This window comes from Rhodococcus sp. LB1 (assembly GCF_001583455.1).
Lineage (GTDB): Bacteria > Actinomycetota > Actinomycetes > Mycobacteriales > Mycobacteriaceae > Rhodococcus_F > Rhodococcus_F opacus.
The window spans coordinates 1-17,241 of the sequence record NZ_LTCZ01000198.1; the positions used below are offsets into that span (position 1 = coordinate 1).

Sequence of the window (17,241 nt, forward strand, 5' to 3'; positions counted from 1 at the left end):
ACGTCGATCCGACGTCGATGACCACGAACGCCGATCCCGCCATCCGCCTGCTGGGTGATGCCGGGACCGCGGTGTCGCAACTGCTCGACGCCACGAAGACGCGCGAGGATCCCGGTGCCCACGAGCGGGCCGCGTCGCTCCGACGGGGGCTGCGGGCCGATGCCGCCGCCGAAGGCGCTCCGTGGCTCGACATGATGGCCGCCATCGCGCCGGTCGTCGACGAATCCACGGTGATCGCCGGGGACAGCACGATGGCCTGCTACTACGGTGCACTGTCGAACCTCACCGTGCACCGCCCCGGCGGATTCCTGTACCCGACGGGACAGGGAACGCTGGGATACGGGTTGCCCGCGGCGATCGGCGCGTCCGTGGCCGACCCGAACGCACGGGTCCTGGCGATCCTCGGCGACGGCGGGGTGATGTTCACGCTTCCCGAGCTCGCGACCGCCGCGCAACTCCGATTGCCGCTGCCCGTCGTCGTCGTCGACAACGGCGGGTACGGCGAGATCCGCAACGAGATGGCGGACCGCGGCGACACCGTCCACTCTGTCGCGCTCGGCGGCATCGACTTCCCCGCCGTGGCGCGGGCGATGGGATGTCACGGACGAGCCGTCGAGTCCCCTGCGGCGCTGACGGACGCGATCACGGCGGCGTTCGGCGCGGATCGCCCGACTCTCCTGTACATCCGTGAGAACAGCAGGGCAACGCAGCAGGGGTGACGGCTACGCTGGTTCGGCCGAACTCTCGACTACGGTCTCTGTAGACGAGACGTCACATCCTAGGAGTTGAGAGCGCGATGCCACGCCCCAGCGTTGAAGCGGAACGTCGAGAACAGATCCTTCAAGCGACGTGTGAAGCCATCGCCGAACTCGGCTTCCGCGCCGTCCGGATCGCCGACGTCGCGGCACGGGCCGGGGTGAGCAACGGGACGATCCACTACTACTTCGATTCCAAGGATGCGCTGCTCCATGCGGCGTTCCAGTTCAACTTCGAGCACTCGCTGGAACGTCGGCGATGGATCATGGAGAAGAGCGACGTCCCGCTCGTGCGGCTCCACCGGCTCGTGGAGTCGTACCTTCCCGCCGGGCCGGAGACGATCACGGCCTGGCGGGTGTGGGTGGAGCTGTGGGCGTCCGCACTCGGCAACGTCGAACTCCAGGAACTGAACGACACCGTGTACGGAGAGTGGCGCGGGGTGGTCCGGGAGACCGTCGAGGCCGGCGTCGAACAGGGCGCTCTGCGGGTGAAGGACCCCGGGGCCGCCACCGACATGCTCCTCGGTCTTCTCGACGGCCTCGCGATCCAGGTGCTCACCGGTTCCACCCTGATGACTCCGACGCGGATGCGGTCCGTGTGCGACGACTTCATCGACGCCATCACCGTCGACAAGCACCGGGTCGCGTCGACCGCCCGCACACGCACCACGAAGTAGCCGTCAGAGCGCCGATGCGACGGTGAGCCCTTCCAGCACAGCTTCTTCCACGGTGCGCGGCGACAAGCAGTCGCCGACGGCATGGATCCGCTCCCGCGGAAACCCGTCGACCTCCAGCAGGTCGTTGACCGACGCATGCCCCTGGGCGAGAACGACTGCGCTGACACCGTCGACCAGCACGGGCCGTTCGGTGAGCGTGTGCTGCAGATAGGCCGTGCCGTCGTCCGCGCCGCGCAAGCGGACGTTGGGAAGGATCTCGATCTTCGCCTCCACCGCCGCAGCCACCATGGCGTTCCGCACGTACTGCTGGAGATGTTCGCCCGCAGCGTATCCGGTGACGGCGAGCGTGACGCGGTGGCCGAGCCGGGCGAGGTGGTTCGCGACACCGAGCCCGATCCAGTCGCCGCGCCAATCGGCGACGAGAACCCTGCCTGCGGGGAGTGTGCGCCCGCGGATCACGTCCCACGCCTCCACCACGTGCGGCTCGTCGAGGGTCTCGATCTCGGGACGGAACGGCCTCGCACCGGTCGCGACGATCAACTCGTCGGGTTGCTCCGACCTGACCAGTCCGGGATCGACCGTCGTCCCGGTCACGAACCGGACTCCGGCCCGGCGCGCCTCACCCTCCAGGTTGGTGACGGCGCCACCGAACTCGCTCCTGCCCGGCAGCAGTTCGGCCAGCAGCACCTGGCCTCCCACCCGGGACGCCGCCTCGTACAGGGTCACCCGGTGCCCACGTTCCGCGGCTACCGCGGCCGCTTTCAGCCCACCCGGTCCGCCGCCGATCACCATGACGCTCTTCGGCCGGCGCGTGATCTGCAGAGTTCCGAACCGAACTTCGCGGCCGGTCTCCGGATGCTGGATGCACGAGATCGCGCACCCTCGCTGGAAATGCCCCATGCACGCCTGATTGCAGCCGATGCACGCGCGGATCGAATCGACTTCGCTGCGTTCGGCTTTCGCGGGCATCGCGGGGTCGCAGATGAGGGCGCGGGTCATCGCACACGCGTCGGCGTGCCCCTGCGCGATCACCGTGTCTCCCTCGTGCGGTTGATTGATCCTGCCCGCCACGATCACCGGAACCCGAACCACCGATTTGACGGCTGCGGCCAGCGGAGCGGTGTAGGCGGCGGACTCGGTCATCGGGGCGGCGATGTGTACCGCGCCCGAGAGACTCGACGAACTCCCGGCGCACACACTGATGTAATCGAGCAGTCCGTCCGCGTCCAGCGACGCGCACACCGCCTGCGATTCGTCCGGCCGCAGTCCGTCGCTGCCCATCTCGTCGCCGGAAATCCTCATCCCGACCACGAAGTCGCGGCCGACCTCCGCACGGACGGCCGCGAGCGCCGCACGGAGAAACCGCTGGCGATTCTCCGCCGACCCGCCGTACTCGTCCGTGCGGAAGTTGGTGCGGGGGTTGAGGAACTGCGCGGGTAGATAGCCGTGGCTCGCGACGATCTCGACGCCGTCAAGTCCGGCGCGCTGCAGTCTCCGTGCAGCGTCGCCGTACCCCTGCACGACCGCGTCTATCTCTCCGGCCGTCATCGCTCTCGGCATCACGTGGAAGCGTTCGCTCGGCACGGCGGACGGTGCCAGCGCGACCGGAGTGGACCCGTCCTGCGACTCCAGGATCTCCCGGCCGGGATGGAAGATCTGCCCGACGACGACGCAGTCGTGGCGGTGACAGACGTCGGCGATGCGCCGGTACCCCGGGATGCAGTCGTCGTCCGTCGCCATCAGCACGTGGGATGTGTAGCGGGCGGTCTCGTGAACACCTGCGACCTGGACCACGATCATGCCGACACCACCGGCGGCGCGGGCGTCGTGGTAGGCGACCAGTTCGTCGGTCACCTTCCCCTGCTGCACGAGAACGGTGTCGTGTCCGGAAGACACGATACGGTTCGCGAGCGTCACGTTCCCGATGCGGAGCGGGGAGAACAGGTGGGGAAAGAGCTGTGACGTCATATCTTTCACCTTTCGGCGTCGGCGGCGACGCGCGGCCGGCGGTCGTAGCCGCCGAGTCCGAGCGGCTGCACGAACGTCTTGGTCAACACGGCGTGGAGCGTGCCGGCGACGAGGAATGCCGGAATCGAGGCGGTGGTGTATGGAAAGAGCGGGGACGGAATGTAGGTGACCGGATTGAGCAGCAGAGCGTACGTCGCCGCGCCGCCGGCCACGGAGGCGAACGCGAAGACGTTCACACCGCCCCAATACCCGTAGCAGGAGCGCGCACTGGGCAGGTACAGGTCGCGAATCCGCAGGACACCCCTGCGCAGCAGGAAGAAGTCGACGATCTGCACGGCGCACAGCGGTGCCACGAGGATCGCACCCCAGGACAGGAATCGACCGTAGTTGTCGTAGACGGCCGAGGGGAAGAAGACGAGGATCGCGGCCGGTCCGAGGATGAATGCCACCAGCACCGGCCAGGCCGTGCCGCGGAGCAGCTTCCCGCCACCGCCTTTGAGCGCCACCATGGAGGCGTATCCCTGGGAGAGGATGGCCGTGACGTTGGCGAAACCGATGACGATCAGGGCCAGGACGCCCAGCACGACTCCCGCGAGGGGGATCATCCACTCCGTGGGATCCTCGAGGTTCAGCGCCAGCGCCGCGAAGACACCCACGACGGCCGCGGCAACCGACGCGGCGAAGAGTCCGAGCCAGTTCGGCCAGAACGCCGCACGCGGACCACGGGTGAGCCGGGCGAGGTTTCCGACGTTCGGCCACCACGCGAACCCGCCGGCGATATTCAGTTCGATCGCGACCATGAAGCTGGTGTGCGGGTCGCTCTCCGGGTCGAGCGGGGGCAGACTGGCCAGTTCGGACCAGGATCGCTTGGTGAACACCATGACCAGGACCCCGACGATGATGAGCACGAGGACGGGTGCGATCACCCGGCACACCGACTCGACCGAGACCGGTCCCCGGGCGAGGACGAGCCAGGACAGTACGACCGCCACCAGCCCCAACAGACTCACTGCCGCACCGGTCTGGGAGATTTCGACCCCGAAGACGTTGTCGATGACGGTCACCAGGCCGTGCCCGAACATGATGGCCAGTACTGCCGACCACGCCGCCGCGAAGAGCGTGGACATCACGACCATCACGATTCGGGCGCCGTTGCTGCCGAACACACTGCGCAGTCCGACGAACTGCTCGATGCCGTACTTCGCCGACGGCAGGCACGGCGCGAGCGACACGAGGAAGACGCTGATCGCGTAGCCGATGACGATGCTCGCGATCGCCTGTACCGCGCCGACGTAGTACGCGACGGCGGCGCCCTGCAGAAACGCCCAGGTGGCCACGGCCAAGCCGATGTTGACCGCGGAGTAGTCCCAGAAGCCCCAGATCCGCTCCGCCGGCAACAACGGCAGTTCGTTCATCGTGGCGTCCGTGCCGTCGTCACCGGTACCGCCTGCACTTCCCAGTTCCGTGGCGCGGTCCTGCCGCTGCCCGTCCAGCATCAGTACGCCCACCACAACATGACGGTGATCGTGGCGACGATCCCGACGATCGCCGCCGCGACGTCCCGCCACGGAAGGTCGGGCAGGATCATCCCGCCTCCGCCGGGGGATTCCAGGAGGAGCAGTCGCCTCTCGAGTTCCTGTTCGAATGCGTCGTCCACGCGATCCCCATTTCTGATTGGCGGGCCAGTTATCAATAGTCTGTGGCACGGGTCACAACGTGTCAACCCTCGAATCCTCGCGCAGGAAACCAGAATTGAGTATTGACTGGCGAGCCAATCAAGAACAGGATGCTGGTCATGACGAACACGAAGGATCACCCGACTGCCCTACCGGCCCGCGTTCGGACCGTCGTGGTCGGCGCGGGGTACGCAGGACTGTCCGCCGCACTCTCGCTGCACGACGACGGCATCGACACCGTGATCCTCGAGGGATCCGACCGAGTCGGCGGGAGGGTGTGCTCCGAACGGAGAAGGGACGGTGTCGTCGTCGACCACGGCGGGCAATGGGTCGGCCCCACCCAGAAGTATCTGCTCGCCCTCGCCGAACGCTTCGACTGCCCGACCTTCCCCACGTACAACACGGGCGAGCACATCGAACGGTGGCCCGACGGTGCGCAGCGGCGTTACACCGGCGCCGGTCCCGACGACGGCCCCGGCATGGCCGAATACCTGGCGGCCGCCGATCGCATCGACGAACTCGCGAGGACCGTCGACCTCGACGACCCCACGGCCACTCCGGACATCGAGAAGTGGGACAGCGAGACCGTCCACTCCTACTTCGAGCGGACCGTCGCAAACGAAGACGCCCGTCGGCGACTCGCGCTCGCCGTCGAGGGGGTGTGGTCGATCGAGCCGCGCGATCTGTCGCTGTTCCATCTGCTGTTCTACGTCGCATCGGCCGGCAGATTCGATCAGCTGATGGAAACCGAGGGTTGCGCGCAGGAGCGCCGATTCCGGGACGGCGCGCAGTCGACGGCGCTGGCCGTCGCCGACCATCTCGGCGATCGGGTACACCTGGATACCGCCGTGCGCCACGTCGAGCAGACGCCCGACGGCGTTCGGATCGAGACCACCCGGGGGACGGTGCTCGCCGACTCCGTCGTCATGGCGCTACCGCCGTCGGCCACCCAACGCGTCACGTTTACTCCCCCGGTGCCCGTCTCGCGCACACGATGGGTCGAACGCAGCCCGATGGGCGACGTGGCAAAGGTGCACGCCGTCTTCGACACCCCGTTCTGGCGCGCCGACGGACTGTCCGGCCAGGCCACGATCTACGGTGACCGCCACGTCGGAGTCGTGTTCGACAACTCGCCCGAAGACGCCGGAACAGGTGTGCTCGTGTGCTTCGTCTACGGTGACCGCCAGCGGTCCTGGTCGGCGCTCGCCGAGAGCGACCGCCGGGCGGCGATCGTCGACACCCTGGTCGAATTGTTCGGCGAACGCGCCGCGTCCCCGATCGACTACACCGAGAAGATCTGGCCCCAGGACCCCTGGGTGCGAGGAGGATACGCGGCCAGCCCCACCCCCGGAACCTGGTTCGCGCACGGCCGCAACGGCTGGCGTGCTCCCGCGGACCGCATCCATTGGGCCGGTTCGGAGACCGCGAGCATCTGGAACGGCTACATCGACGGAGCAATCTCCTCCGGAGCGCGTGCGGCCGAGGAGATCCGGAAGCGTCTGTCCCGTTCGTGCGGGTGCGGAGCAGCGCGGGGAGCTGGGGAGAACGCTCACGGGACGAAGAAGTACCCCAGGCCCGGAACGATCGTCGCCGAGGATTCGCCGAGGACGGTCGCCGTCACGTGCCCCGATCCCGTGAGCACGTCGACCACCGGTTCCTTCCCGGGCACACCGAAACTGCCCGACGGAACGGTCACCGTTCCGGTCGCCCCCGTGCTGAGATTGAGCCACCGCACTGTCGTGGCGGAGGTGTACGTCGTGCAGTTCGCTCCCGGGGTGAACGCCGGGCACATGCTCGTCGCCGACAACCGCGCGACGCCCGGTCCCGGACTCGCGCCGGTGGATGCGGCGAGCGACACCGTCGCGAAGGGGAACGGGTCACCGATGACCCCGGTGAACGGGACCTGGAATGCCGTCGTGGTCACCGACACGGGATCCGGTACGGCGGCGGCGACGCCGGCGGACGCGGTGGTGAGCGCCACCGCTGCGGCGCAGGTGCCGACGATCGTGCCGAGACGTCTGTTCCTCGTTGCCATGGTCAACCCTTCGTCACGTCGTGGAATCGTGTTCCGGCCCTTCGACTGTATCGATCGACTACGTGGCGCGTGCGCACTCCGGGATACCGGCGCGGCGAACCCTATGATGTAGCGAACCGCGACCGACCAGCGAAGGAGCCGCGTATGTGCTAGCCCCGCATCATGACTCACGTCTACGGAACCATCGAGAAACGCGGCGCCCCGATGAGTCGACGGTCGCTGTTCGGAGCGGCGGGCGCGGCAGCACTGGCGGCGGCGGCCGCGCCGGCGACGGCATCGGCTGCCCCGACAGCGGGGGCGTCGATCGTCGATCTCACCCACGTGCTCACCCCCGGCTTTCCCGTGTGGCCCGGCGCTCAGCAGTTCGCGATGCGGCCGGTGGCGCGGATCGGTGACGCTCCGACCCCGCTCGGCTCCGTCGGGATCGGCGATCCCAGCGTGTTCTACAAGAACGAACTTCGCTACGACGAGCACACCGGCACTCACGTCGACGCGCCTGCGCATGCGAGCCTGAACGGCCTCACCGTCGACCAGATTCCGCCCCGCGACCTGGTGGTGCCCCTCGCCGTCGTGGACATCTCGGTGCGGGCGCGAGCCGACAACGACACGCTCCTCACCCGGCAGGACCTCCTCGATTGGGAGTCCGATCACGGCCCGCTCCCCGACCGCTGCATGGTGGCGATGAATTCCGGATGGGACAGCCGCGCCGCACAGCCCGCGACGTTCACCAATCGAGACGTCGCGGGTGTGCAGCACACACCCGGATTCGACCCGGACGCCGTCGAGTTCCTCGTCCGGGAACGCGACATCGTCGCGTTGGGATCGGACACCCTCAGTGTCGACGCGGGGCGTAGCACCACGTACGGAGCGCATCTCGCGGCGCTCGGTGCCGGAAAGTACGCGGTGGAGGCCCTCGCGAACCTGTCGCAGGTGCCACCGTCCGGCGCAACCGTCATGGTCGGCGCCCCCACCCACGCAGGAGGATCCGGCGGCCCCTGCCGGACCCTCGCGTGGTTCTGACGTGTGGTCAGCCTTGCGGGGTGACGCGGAGAACCTGGTCGGCGGAACCGTTGTCCGTGGTGACGAGCAACGAACCGTCGACCGTCGGGGTGACCGACCGGAGCCGACCGTACTGGTTCTGCAGGCCGAATGTCTGAGCCGTCACGGACTGCCCGTCCGCGGCCAGACGCAGGAAGATCAGCTGCTTCGTCTTGAGGCCGCCCATGACGAGTGCGCCGTCCCACGGCCCCCAGCCGGAGCCGGTCACGAAGGCGGCGCTTCCGGTTGCCAAGGTCGTGCTGCCCGAACTCCACGCCGCTGCAACAGCTCCGGGGACGCGCGACGGATCCGTCATCGGCACGGATTCGTCGTAGATGCCGGGGATCCGATCCGGCTTGTATCCGTAGTTACCCCCGGCGACCAGGAGGTTCACTTCGTCGTCCCGGGCCGTTCCCTGATCCACGGCGTAGATGCGGCCCGTTCCGGGCTGTTGCGCGAGACCCTGGGCGTTCCGGTGTCCCAGGGTGTAGACGGGGCTCGCCGGGTCCGGATTTCCGGCTGCGGGGGTGCCGTCGGCGTTGATGTGGAGGGTCTTGCCGCCCAAGGAGTTCGGGTCCTGCGACACGGTCGGCTGCGCCGTGTCGCCGGTACCGACGAACAGGGTGCCGTCGGCGGCCGTCAGTATGCGGCAACCGCCGTGACGCCCCTCGTTGACCGGGATTCCGGTCAGGATTGCGGCACCACGGGTCAGCGTCGTCCAGCCGGCGTCGACGGTCCACGACTGGATTCGGATGTCGGTGACACCGCCGCCCTGGAATCCCTGGCACGTATACAGGGTTCGGGACTGCGCGAAGTTGCTCGACAGTGCGATACCCATCAGCCCGGTCTCGGACTGTGCGTACAGGTCGGACAGGTCGGCGGTGACCGGTCCGGTGGTTCCGTCCGCACGCCGAACGAAGAACCCGCCCGCACGCTGCCCGGTGAGAACCGCGCCGTCCGGAGCCTGCACCGCGTCCCACGGATGGTCGAGTCCGTCGAGGACCGGCGTGACCGTCAACTCGGGAAGGGTGTCCTCCGTGGGTACCCCCGGGCCGTCGCTGCCGAGGCTTCCCGTGTCGAACGGGAAAGGCAGCGGCTGAGCGGTTGCCTGTGCGGTGGGGAGACCGATCACGGCCGTGGTGGCGAGAGCGAGGGCAGCGAGCTTCGGATGACGCACAAGTTCTCCTCGGGTCGATTGCGCACTAGCGGTCACTATAAGCGCGCTCGGGCCCGAAGTTGATCTTGTCGGTCAGCTCCGCGCGGCGCACACCAGCGCGAAACGCGCGTCGGGATCGCTCCAGGTACGGTCGACGCCGAATCCCGCTTCCGCCAACTCTCCTCGGATGCCGTCGAGGGTGAACTTGGCCGAGATCTCCGTCCGTAGCTGCTCGCCTGCGGCGAACTCGACGTCCAGATCCAGCTCGCCCATGCGGACCGACATCGCACGCTCGGCCTCGAGGCGCATCTCGATCCACTCGTTGTCGGGGTCCCACAGCGCGACGTGCCGGAACTCGTCCACCGGGAAATCGGCGTCGAGCTGGGTGTTGAGGACCCGCAACACGTTGCGGTTGAACTGGGCGGTCACCCCGGCGGCGTCGTCGTATGCGGGCACGAGGACGGCGGGATCGATCACCAGTCCGACCCCGAGGAGGAGGTGCTCCCCCGGCTCGAGGACGTCGGCGATTCCGGAGAGGAACTCGGCCCGCTCGGCGGGCACCATGTTTCCGAGGGTGCCACCGAGGAACGCGATCGTGCGGCGGCCACCGCGTGGGAGGTGGTGCAGCGACTCGGTGAAGTCACTGACGACGCCGCGCACGGTCAGATTCGGGAACTCCACGCCGATCTGCTCCGCCGCACCCTCGAGCGCGGACACCGACACGTCCTGAGGTACGTACGTATGGAGGCTTCCGTGCCGCGTGCCGGCGCCCAGCAGGAGCCGTGTCTTCTCCGACGACCCGGATCCGAGTTCGACGAGGATCTCCGGCGCCGCGACATCGGCGATCTCCCCCGAATACCGCCTGAGCAGTTCCCGTTCGGTACGCGTCGGGAAGTATTCGGGCAACGCCGTGATCTGCTCGAACAGCTCGCTCCCGCGGGCGTCGTAGAAGTATTTGGGAGGCAGCCATTTCGGGTTCGACGTGAGCCCGACGGTGGCGTCCTTGCGCAGAGCGGCCTTCAGCTGCTCGGGCTGCAGGTACACCTCGAGTGTCGGTGTGGTGGTCATCGTGCTCCCATCTCGAGCGGGGTGACGATCAGGTGTCCGGGGCGTGCGCTGACGAAGTGCCGATCCGGAATCGATTGCCATGCGGGGTTGTCGTCGTAGGGTTCGGACATCACGATGGCCCGCTCGTCGTCGACGAGCGCCGACAGCGAGTGATGCCAGGTGGTGGCCCACAGTTCGCTGCCGTTGCCCAGCAGCAGATTCAATCGCGAGTTCGGGGCCGCAGCGACGACGTCCTGCACGAGCGCACTCATCGCCTTCTCGGGGTCCTGCTCGCCGAGCGCCCGGCGCAGGAGCAGCCACAACGCGGCCGAGTCGGTCGGTGCCTCGAGTTGCAGCAGGTCGCTCACGGGGAGCTCCGCGGCGAGCGCGCCGAGCGACTCCGGCCACCCGCGCACCAGCCCGTTGTGGCTGAAGGCCCAGGTCTCGTCGGAGAACGGTGCACAGGCCGTGTGCTGCACGGGCATCCCGACCGTCGCCGACCGCGCGGCGGCAATCACGGCGCGGGCGCGGATGTTCGGCAACGTCTCTCGCACGACGGGGTCGGACCACAGCGGCTGGGCACTGCGGTAGCGGGAGAGGCCGTCCGTTCCCCACCACCCCACACCGAATCCGTCGGCGTTGATGGTTCCGCCACCCCTCATGTCGTGTGGCGCGTAGGACTGGCGCAGTAGCGAGTTCTCGCCGCGACTCAGGAGGTCGCCCACCGACTGTTCCGGTCCCAGATAGCCCAGGTGTCGGCACATCTCAGCGGTCGTCTCCCGGAAGGTCCCGGGCACAGCGGAATCCGGCGAAGATCTGCCTGCGGATCGGGTGGTCCCAGTTGCGGAACGTCCCACGGCATGCCACCGGATCGGTGCCGAACGAACCGCCGCGCAGCACGCGGTAGTCGCCGCCGTAGAACGCCTCCGAGTACTCGCGGTAGGGGAACGCCGAGAAACCGGGATAGGGCTCGAAGGGCGACGACGTCCACTCCCACACGTCGCCGATCAGTTGATGGACGCCGAGCGGGGACGCCCCCGACGGGTATGCCCCGACCACCGCGGGTCCGAGGTGGTGCTGCCCGAGGTTGGCCAGCGAGGAGTCGGGTTCGTCGTCACCCCAGGGGAATCGGCGCGACCGGCCGGTGAACGGGTCCCATCGCGCGGCCTTCTCCCATTCGGCTTCGGTCGGAAGTCTCTTGCCGTCCCAGCGCGCGAACGCCTCGGCTTCGAAGAAGCAGACGTGCACGACCGGTTCCTGGAGGTGGATCGGCTCGGTCACCCCGAACCGCCGGCGCCACCACGTTCCGCAGCCGTCGTTCTCCCAGAACTGGGGAGCGTCCAACCCCGCTTCGAGGCGGTGCGCCCATCCCCGCTCACTCCACAATTCGGGCCGTGCGTAACCACCGTCGTCCATGAACTCGAGGTAACGGCCGTTGGTGACAGGGACGGCGTCGATCACGAACGCCGGAACGTGCACGGGGTGCGCGGACCTCTCGTTGTCGAGCGCCCACGGATCGTCCGACGTTCCCATCGTGAATTCGCCGGAGGGAATGACCACTTCGTCCTCGTCGATCGCCCCGCCGACACGCGGCGCGCTCTCCGCGGCCAGCACTGCTGCACCGGAGCGCAGTTGATGGGTGGCGAGCATCGTTTCGGCGTGCTGCTGCTCGTGCTGTGCGATCATGCCGAACGCGAATCCGTTCTCCTCGAGCGGCCGGCCCCGGAACGTGCTGCGGTCGAGCACGTCCCACGCCTTGTCTCGAACAGAACGTATGTATTCCCTCGCCTCGTCCGGATTCAGCAGCGGCAAGGCTGGCCGCGAGTTCCTCGAATGCTTGAATGCGTCGTACAACTCGTCGATGTCGCGGCGGACCGGTTCCCGGCCCCCGACGTCCCGCACGAGCCACAACTCTTCCTGATTGCCGATGTGCGCGAGATCCCACACGAGCGGGCTCATCAACGGGGAATGCTGTGCGACGAGGTCCTCCCCGTCCACACAGTCCGTCAACCCGGCGGTGCGCTCCCGCGCCCGTGTCAACACCGTCCCGATCTTTTCGCGGGTACCCATCAGCGTTCCCCGCTAGGTGCCTGGCCCCGGCAACATCGTTCGGCGGCAGCATCGAGCAGCCTGACGAATTCGGGGTCGGGCGAGTATGCCGCCGCCAGTGACAGCAGAGCTGTTGCCGCAGCGCGCAGTTCGAGGTCGGCCAGACCGAACTCGGCCGCGTCCCGCCAGCGTTCGGCGGTGGGCAGCGCCGCGTCGAGCGCCTCGGCCATGGCACCCGGACCCGACAGCAGTGCGTCGATCGCCGCGATGGGAACCCGCCACTGGTCGCCCGGTTGCGCGTCGAGGTAGCGCACCTCGAGATGACCGGCCGCACGGACGGGCGGAAACAGGGTGGTGAGGTGGTAGTCGAGGTCGGCGGGCGTCGGGCGTCCGATCACGTCGTCCAGCGCGCCCTCGACCCAGTCGGCGAAAGTTGCACCGTCGGGCGCAGTCCAGTCCGTTCCGTCGTTGCGGATGCACAGCAACGGCACGTCCAGCACCCACCCCGCATAGTCCGCGATGTGCGGGGTTCCGGTGGTGCGTGGCGAATCGAGTTCGAGCCAGGTTCGCATCCGCTGCGACGCCCACTGCCCGTCGGGTACCCCGTAGAGCCGCGGCGAACACGCGAAGGCCGCGATCAATGCGGGTCCGACGGCGTGCAGCAGGTGCCACCGCTTCTCCACCGCAACCGGATCGGCCCCGGCGTCCACGCTGATCTGCGTTGCGGCGGTGTTGCACATCATCAGCTTCCCGAATGGCCCGATGCCGGTGAAGCGGGATTCCATCGCGCAGTACCGCGGCGATTGGAGGAGACGTTGCGCGGGCCGGCGGGTGTCCGCGGCCTCGGACGACATGAGGATCGATCGGGACGACAACAAGTCCGCGAGAACCGCCTGATCGGCGGCGAGATAGTCGCACAATTCGCGTGCGGAGTAATAGGGGGCGCTGGACAGTTCGATCTGTCCGCCGGGTTCGACCGTGACGGCGCTGCCACCGGGGAGGGGCTGAGCAGGAGAAGAGGGATCGATGGTTCTGGGGGTGTGCGGCCCGAGAGCTTCGGCGAGAGTGGCGAGGTCGGGGCGCACGTATTCCGGCAGTTGCGCGGTCAGCCACTCCAATTCCGCGCCGATCAGTTGCGGTGGCCCCAGTTTGAAGCACACACCACCCAGGTACGCCTCCGCCGCCGGCCGCGACGTGAAACACGTTGCCTCGACGGACTGAACTGCAGTAGCCATTCGACCCTCCCCTTCGGGCGCCGCCTGAACGTCGTTATCGACATTAGAGCGCCTCGGCCGTCGATGCACGCCCCAACGGCATACTTTTCGAGGAACCTGCACAGGTACGTTCGAGTCCATTCACTGCAAAAAGGGAGGTATCGGACATGCTCGACCTCGAGCAGGCGCGACGGGACACCCCGGGCTGCCTCGACAAGGTGTTCCTCGACAGCGCGGGCTCCTCGCTTCCGCCGACCGCGGTCCTGGACGCCGTGTTCGCGCACCTGCGCCGGGAGGCCGACGTGGGCGGCTACGTCGCGGCCGCCGAACGGGCCGACGATCTCGCCGCCGTGAAGTCGTCCCTGGGCCGGTTGATCGGAGCGAGCGCCGACAGCATCGCCCTGGTGGACAGTGCCACCACCGCCTGGAACGACTTCTTCCATGCCGTCCCGCTCCGGGCCGGTGACCGCGTGCTGATCTCGGAGGTCGAGTACGCCAGCAACGCCATCGCCGTCCTGCAACGGGCCCGGTCCGTGGGCGCGACGGTCGACGTGATCCCCAGCGACCCGGCAGGCCAGATCGACGTCGCCGCCCTCGAGACGCTTCTCGACGACCGGGTCCGTCTCGTGTCCCTCGTGCACGTGCCCACCAACGGCGGTCTGGTCAACCCCGTCCGCGAGGTGTCGGAGCTGGCACACTCGCACGGCGCGCTCGTGCTGCTCGACGCGTGCCAGTCGGTCGGTCAGATCGCCCTCGACGTGGGCGAGCTGGGTGTCGACGCGCTCTCCGCCACGGGCCGCAAATGGCTTCGTGCGCCGCGGGGCACCGGCTTCCTGTACGTCCGCCCGGAACTGGCCGCGACCCTCGAGCCGGCCGCCCTCGACCTGCACAGCGCGGAGTGGACCGCGGCCGATGCGTACCGGCTCGCCACCGATGCCAGCCGGTTCGAATTCTGGGAATGCGACGTCGCCGCGCGCCTCGGACTCGGGGTGGCGGCCGACTATCTCCTCGACCTCGGGGTGGACGAGGTCGAGGCGGCCGTTGCGGCCGGGGCCGAGCACCTCCGGTCGGGGCTCGCGGCGATCCCCGGTGTCACCGTCCGCGACCTCGGCGCCCGCCGTTGCGGAATCGTCTCGTTCACCGTCGACGGGTTCGATCCCGGCGACGTCCGGAAACAGCTGGCCGCCCGCAACGTCACCGTCACGGCCAGCCTGCGCGGATCGACGCTGCTGGACATGAGCGCCCGCGGACTCGACGCCGTGGTGCGGGCGTCGCCGCACTATTTCTGCTCCCCGGACGACCTCGACCGGTTCCTCGCGGAGGTGCGGACACTCGCGAACTAGGGCAGTACGCTGGAACTCACCCGAGAACCAGGACTTCACGATGACAGACCAGGGATCACCGGCGCTGCCACGATTCGCCGCGGAGAAGGTCGTGCAACTGCAGACGCGCAAGCGTGACGGCTCGTGGGTGGACACTCCGGTCAACCTCGTCGTGGACGGCGATCGGGCGTACTTCCGCACCCCGGGCCGGGCGTCCAAAAACAAGCGGCTGCGCAACTTCCCCGAGGTCCGCATCCGTCCGTGCACGTGGGCGGGCAAGCCGACGGGTGCGCAGGCGCAGGCCACGGCGCGACTGCTGTCCGGCCCGGAGGCACAGGCTGCCGGTGCCCTGATCGACAAGAGGTTCCCCGTGGTGCAACGGATCGGGGTTCATCTCGCGCACCGGCTGTTACGCACGAAGACACTGCACTACGAACTCACCGGCGTCACGGACCTGCGGGAGTAAACGGGCACCCACGACCCTCCCGGAAACGACGTCCCACTGACTGGGAGATGCTCCGGGCCCCGTTTTGTAACAGGTTACAGTCTGGGAGTTACCCACGTCACACTTCGCATGTGACCGCCCGAGAGGACTTCCACCCATGGTCGACGCCACACCGATCCGCCCCCGGTCCGCAGCAACGGTCACCGAGTGGGACTACGAGGCCGATGTCGTGGTCGCGGGTTACGGCATCGCCGGTGTGTCCGCCTCCATCGAGGCGGCGCGCGCCGGCGCCGACGTCCTGGTCCTCGAACGCACCAGCGGCTGGGGCGGTGCCGCCGCCCTCGCGGGCGGCTTCATCTACCTCGGCGGCGGGACGCCGCTGCAGAAGGCGTGCGGGTTCGACGACTCCCCCGAGAACATGAAGACGTTCATGATGGCGGCGCTCGGCCCGGGTGCCGACGAGGAGAAGATCACCGACTACTGCGAGGGCAGCGTCGAGCACTACAACTGGCTCGTCGACTGCGGTGTCCCGTTCAAGGAGAGCTTCTGGGGCGAACCCGGCTGGGAGCCCCCGTTCGACGACGGACTCATGTACTCCGGCGGCGAGAACGCGGCGCCCTTCAACGAGATCGCGACTCCCGCACCGCGCGGCCACGTTCCGCAGATGGACGGCAAGCGGACCGGCGAGAAGGGCGGTGGCTACATGCTGATGAAGCCGCTCGTCGAGACGGCCGAAAAGCTCGGGGTCCGAGCCGAATACGACATGCGCGTCCAGACGCTCGTCACGGACGACACCGGTCGCGTCGTCGGGATCGTCGCCAAGCAGTACGGCAAGGAGGTGGCCGTGCGGGCGCGCCGCGGCGTCGTCCTCGCCACCGGCAGCTTCGCCTACAACGACAAGATGATCGAGGCCCACGCGCCGCGGCTCATCGGCCGCCCCGGCGCTGCCATCGAGGAGCACGACGGACGGTCGATCCTCATGGCGCAGGCCCTCGGCGCCGATCTCGCCCACATGGACGCCACCGAGGTCGCGTTCGTCTGCGACCCCCAGTTGATCGTCCGCGGCATCCTGGTCAACGGCCGGGGGCAGCGCTACGTTCCGGAGGACACGTACTCCGGACGGATCGGCCAGATGACCCTGTTCCACCAGGACAACCAGGCGTTCCTCGTCATCGACGAGGCGTCCTACGAGGAGGGCGCGGCCGCCACCACGGCCACGCCGTTCCTGCGCGTCCAACCGAAGTGGGCGGCGGAGACCGTCGAGGAACTCGAATCGGACATGGACCTGCCCGCCGGCGCTCTGCAGTCGACCGTCGAGGTCTACAACAAGCACGCCGCCGAAGGGTCGGACCCGCTGCTGCACAAGAAGTCCGAGTGGGTGAAGCCGATCGGCACCCCCGTCGCGGCACTCGACCTGCGCGGGTTCACCCTCGGCTTCACGCTCGGCGGCCTGCGGACGACCGTGAACTCCGAGGTACTGCACGTCTCCGGCGAACCGATCCCCGGCCTCTTCGCGGCGGGACGGTGCACGTCCGGCGTGTGCGCCGGCGGCTACGCCAGCGGCACCTCCCTCGGCGACGGCAGCTTCTACGGCCGCCGCGCCGGGATCAGTGCGGCGGGGCAGGCCTGACCGGACTACCCGACGAGCCGGACCGTCACACCGGCCGCGAACCGGTAGGGCTGGGTGCTCAGGACCGCGCCGAGACTCTTGCGCAGACGCGAGACCTCGGCGCGGACAGCCACCACGTGGTCGCGGTCGCCGAACAACGATTCGCTGAGTGAGGCGGCGTCGACGCCCGCCGGTCCCGCGACCGACAGCACCCGCAGGATCTGGGCGTGCCGGGGCGAGAGCGCCCGTG

The 17,241-nt window shown here is 68.4% G+C and carries 15 protein-coding genes and 1 pseudogene; 7 read left to right on the forward strand and 9 right to left on the reverse strand.

Annotated features, from left to right (window positions below):
• Both AZG88_RS24775 and AZG88_RS24780 read left to right on the forward strand, forming a co-directional pair.
• On the forward strand, positions 1-719 hold a 719-nt coding region (locus AZG88_RS24775), incomplete at its 5' end, for a thiamine pyrophosphate-dependent enzyme (RefSeq protein ID WP_231914176.1).
• A gap of 77 nt (positions 720-796) precedes the next feature.
• Entirely contained in the window at positions 797-1,432 is a 636-nt protein-coding gene (locus tag AZG88_RS24780; RefSeq protein WP_005238789.1) for a TetR/AcrR family transcriptional regulator, read from the forward strand.
• Between the two features lie 3 nt (positions 1,433-1,435).
• Here AZG88_RS24780 and AZG88_RS24785 read toward each other — a convergent pair whose 3' ends face one another.
• Genes AZG88_RS24785 through AZG88_RS52845 form a run of 3 tightly spaced genes read right to left on the reverse strand, consistent with a single transcriptional unit; the run spans position 1,436 to position 5,057 of the window.
• On the reverse strand, positions 1,436-3,400 hold the full coding sequence (locus AZG88_RS24785) for an oxidoreductase (RefSeq protein WP_061699492.1): 1,965 nt from the start codon (positions 3,398-3,400) through the stop codon (positions 1,436-1,438).
• 5 nt (positions 3,401-3,405) lie between these two features.
• A complete protein-coding gene (locus AZG88_RS24790) occupies positions 3,406-4,896 on the reverse strand; it encodes a cytosine permease (RefSeq protein WP_005238787.1) in 1,491 nt (496 codons plus the stop codon).
• Entirely contained in the window at positions 4,896-5,057 is a 162-nt protein-coding gene (locus AZG88_RS52845; protein ID WP_005255533.1) for a hypothetical protein, read from the reverse strand. The genes AZG88_RS24790 and AZG88_RS52845 overlap by 1 nt, the downstream gene beginning before the upstream one ends.
• A gap of 138 nt (positions 5,058-5,195) precedes the next feature.
• Between AZG88_RS52845 and AZG88_RS24795 the strand changes: the two genes are divergently transcribed.
• A complete protein-coding gene (locus tag AZG88_RS24795; protein ID WP_231914177.1) occupies positions 5,196-7,223 on the forward strand; it encodes a flavin monoamine oxidase family protein in 2,028 nt (675 codons plus the stop codon).
• A 50-nt stretch (positions 7,224-7,273) separates the two neighbouring features.
• Positions 7,274-8,131, forward strand: a complete 858-nt coding sequence (locus AZG88_RS24800; protein ID WP_061699493.1) for a cyclase family protein — start codon at positions 7,274-7,276, stop codon at positions 8,129-8,131.
• A 7-nt stretch (positions 8,132-8,138) separates the two neighbouring features.
• Here AZG88_RS24800 and AZG88_RS24805 read toward each other — a convergent pair whose 3' ends face one another.
• The 5 genes from AZG88_RS24805 to egtA all read right to left on the reverse strand — a co-directional run bounded on the left by AZG88_RS24805 (position 8,139) and on the right by egtA (position 13,636).
• A complete protein-coding gene (locus AZG88_RS24805) occupies positions 8,139-9,326 on the reverse strand; it encodes a PQQ-dependent sugar dehydrogenase (protein WP_061699494.1) in 1,188 nt (395 codons plus the stop codon).
• A gap of 72 nt (positions 9,327-9,398) precedes the next feature.
• Complete coding sequence (gene egtD, locus AZG88_RS24810; RefSeq protein ID WP_005238781.1) at positions 9,399-10,373, reverse strand: L-histidine N(alpha)-methyltransferase; 975 nt, start codon at positions 10,371-10,373, stop codon at positions 9,399-9,401.
• Positions 10,370-11,116 (reverse strand): ergothioneine biosynthesis protein EgtC, encoded by a 747-nt coding sequence (gene egtC / locus AZG88_RS24815; protein WP_061699495.1) that lies wholly within the window; start codon positions 11,114-11,116, stop codon positions 10,370-10,372. Before egtC ends, egtD begins: the two co-directional genes overlap by 4 nt.
• A gap of 1 nt (position 11,117) precedes the next feature.
• The gene (gene egtB / locus AZG88_RS24820) at positions 11,118-12,422 is read right to left on the reverse strand and encodes an ergothioneine biosynthesis protein EgtB (protein ID WP_025432124.1); all 1,305 of its coding nucleotides are present in this window, start codon (positions 12,420-12,422) and stop codon (positions 11,118-11,120) included.
• Positions 12,422-13,636, reverse strand: coding sequence for an ergothioneine biosynthesis glutamate--cysteine ligase EgtA (gene egtA, locus AZG88_RS24825; RefSeq protein ID WP_005238778.1), 1,215 nt, complete (start codon positions 13,634-13,636; stop codon positions 12,422-12,424). Before egtA ends, egtB begins: the two co-directional genes overlap by 1 nt.
• 146 nt (positions 13,637-13,782) lie before the next feature.
• Here egtA and AZG88_RS24830 point away from each other — a divergent pair, with 146 nt between their 5' ends.
• From AZG88_RS24830 to AZG88_RS24840, 3 genes are all read left to right on the forward strand, one after another.
• Entirely contained in the window at positions 13,783-14,958 is a 1,176-nt protein-coding gene (locus AZG88_RS24830) for an aminotransferase class V-fold PLP-dependent enzyme (protein ID WP_005238777.1), read from the forward strand.
• 40 nt (positions 14,959-14,998) lie between these two features.
• A complete protein-coding gene (locus tag AZG88_RS24835; RefSeq protein ID WP_061041535.1) occupies positions 14,999-15,403 on the forward strand; it encodes a PPOX class F420-dependent oxidoreductase in 405 nt (134 codons plus the stop codon).
• A gap of 136 nt (positions 15,404-15,539) precedes the next feature.
• Entirely contained in the window at positions 15,540-17,012 is a 1,473-nt protein-coding gene (locus tag AZG88_RS24840) for an FAD-dependent oxidoreductase (RefSeq protein ID WP_005238775.1), read from the forward strand.
• Positions 17,013-17,017: 5 nt separating this feature from the next.
• Here AZG88_RS24840 and AZG88_RS24845 read toward each other — a convergent pair.
• A pseudogene (locus AZG88_RS24845) lies at positions 17,018-17,241 on the reverse strand (transcriptional regulator); the annotation flags it as partial.

Coding starts and splice junctions, on each gene's coding strand:
- AZG88_RS24790 (WP_005238787.1), bottom strand. CDS start 4,896: ATGCTGGACGGGCAGCGGCAGGACCGCGCCACGGAACTGGGAAGTGCA.
- AZG88_RS24830 (WP_005238777.1), top strand. CDS start 13,783: ATGCTCGACCTCGAGCAGGCGCGACGGGACACCCCGGGCTGCCTCGAC.
- egtD (WP_005238781.1), bottom strand. CDS start 10,373: ATGACCACCACACCGACACTCGAGGTGTACCTGCAGCCCGAGCAGCTG.
- AZG88_RS24800 (WP_061699493.1), top strand. CDS start 7,274: ATGACTCACGTCTACGGAACCATCGAGAAACGCGGCGCCCCGATGAGT.
- AZG88_RS24840 (WP_005238775.1), top strand. CDS start 15,540: ATGGTCGACGCCACACCGATCCGCCCCCGGTCCGCAGCAACGGTCACC.
- AZG88_RS24785 (WP_061699492.1), bottom strand. CDS start 3,400: ATGACGTCACAGCTCTTTCCCCACCTGTTCTCCCCGCTCCGCATCGGG.
- egtA (WP_005238778.1), bottom strand. CDS start 13,636: ATGGCTACTGCAGTTCAGTCCGTCGAGGCAACGTGTTTCACGTCGCGG.
- egtB (WP_025432124.1), bottom strand. CDS start 12,422: ATGGGTACCCGCGAAAAGATCGGGACGGTGTTGACACGGGCGCGGGAG.
- AZG88_RS24780 (WP_005238789.1), top strand. CDS start 797: ATGCCACGCCCCAGCGTTGAAGCGGAACGTCGAGAACAGATCCTTCAA.
- egtC (WP_061699495.1), bottom strand. CDS start 11,116: ATGTGCCGACACCTGGGCTATCTGGGACCGGAACAGTCGGTGGGCGAC.
- AZG88_RS24835 (WP_061041535.1), top strand. CDS start 14,999: ATGACAGACCAGGGATCACCGGCGCTGCCACGATTCGCCGCGGAGAAG.
- AZG88_RS24795 (WP_231914177.1), top strand. CDS start 5,196: ATGACGAACACGAAGGATCACCCGACTGCCCTACCGGCCCGCGTTCGG.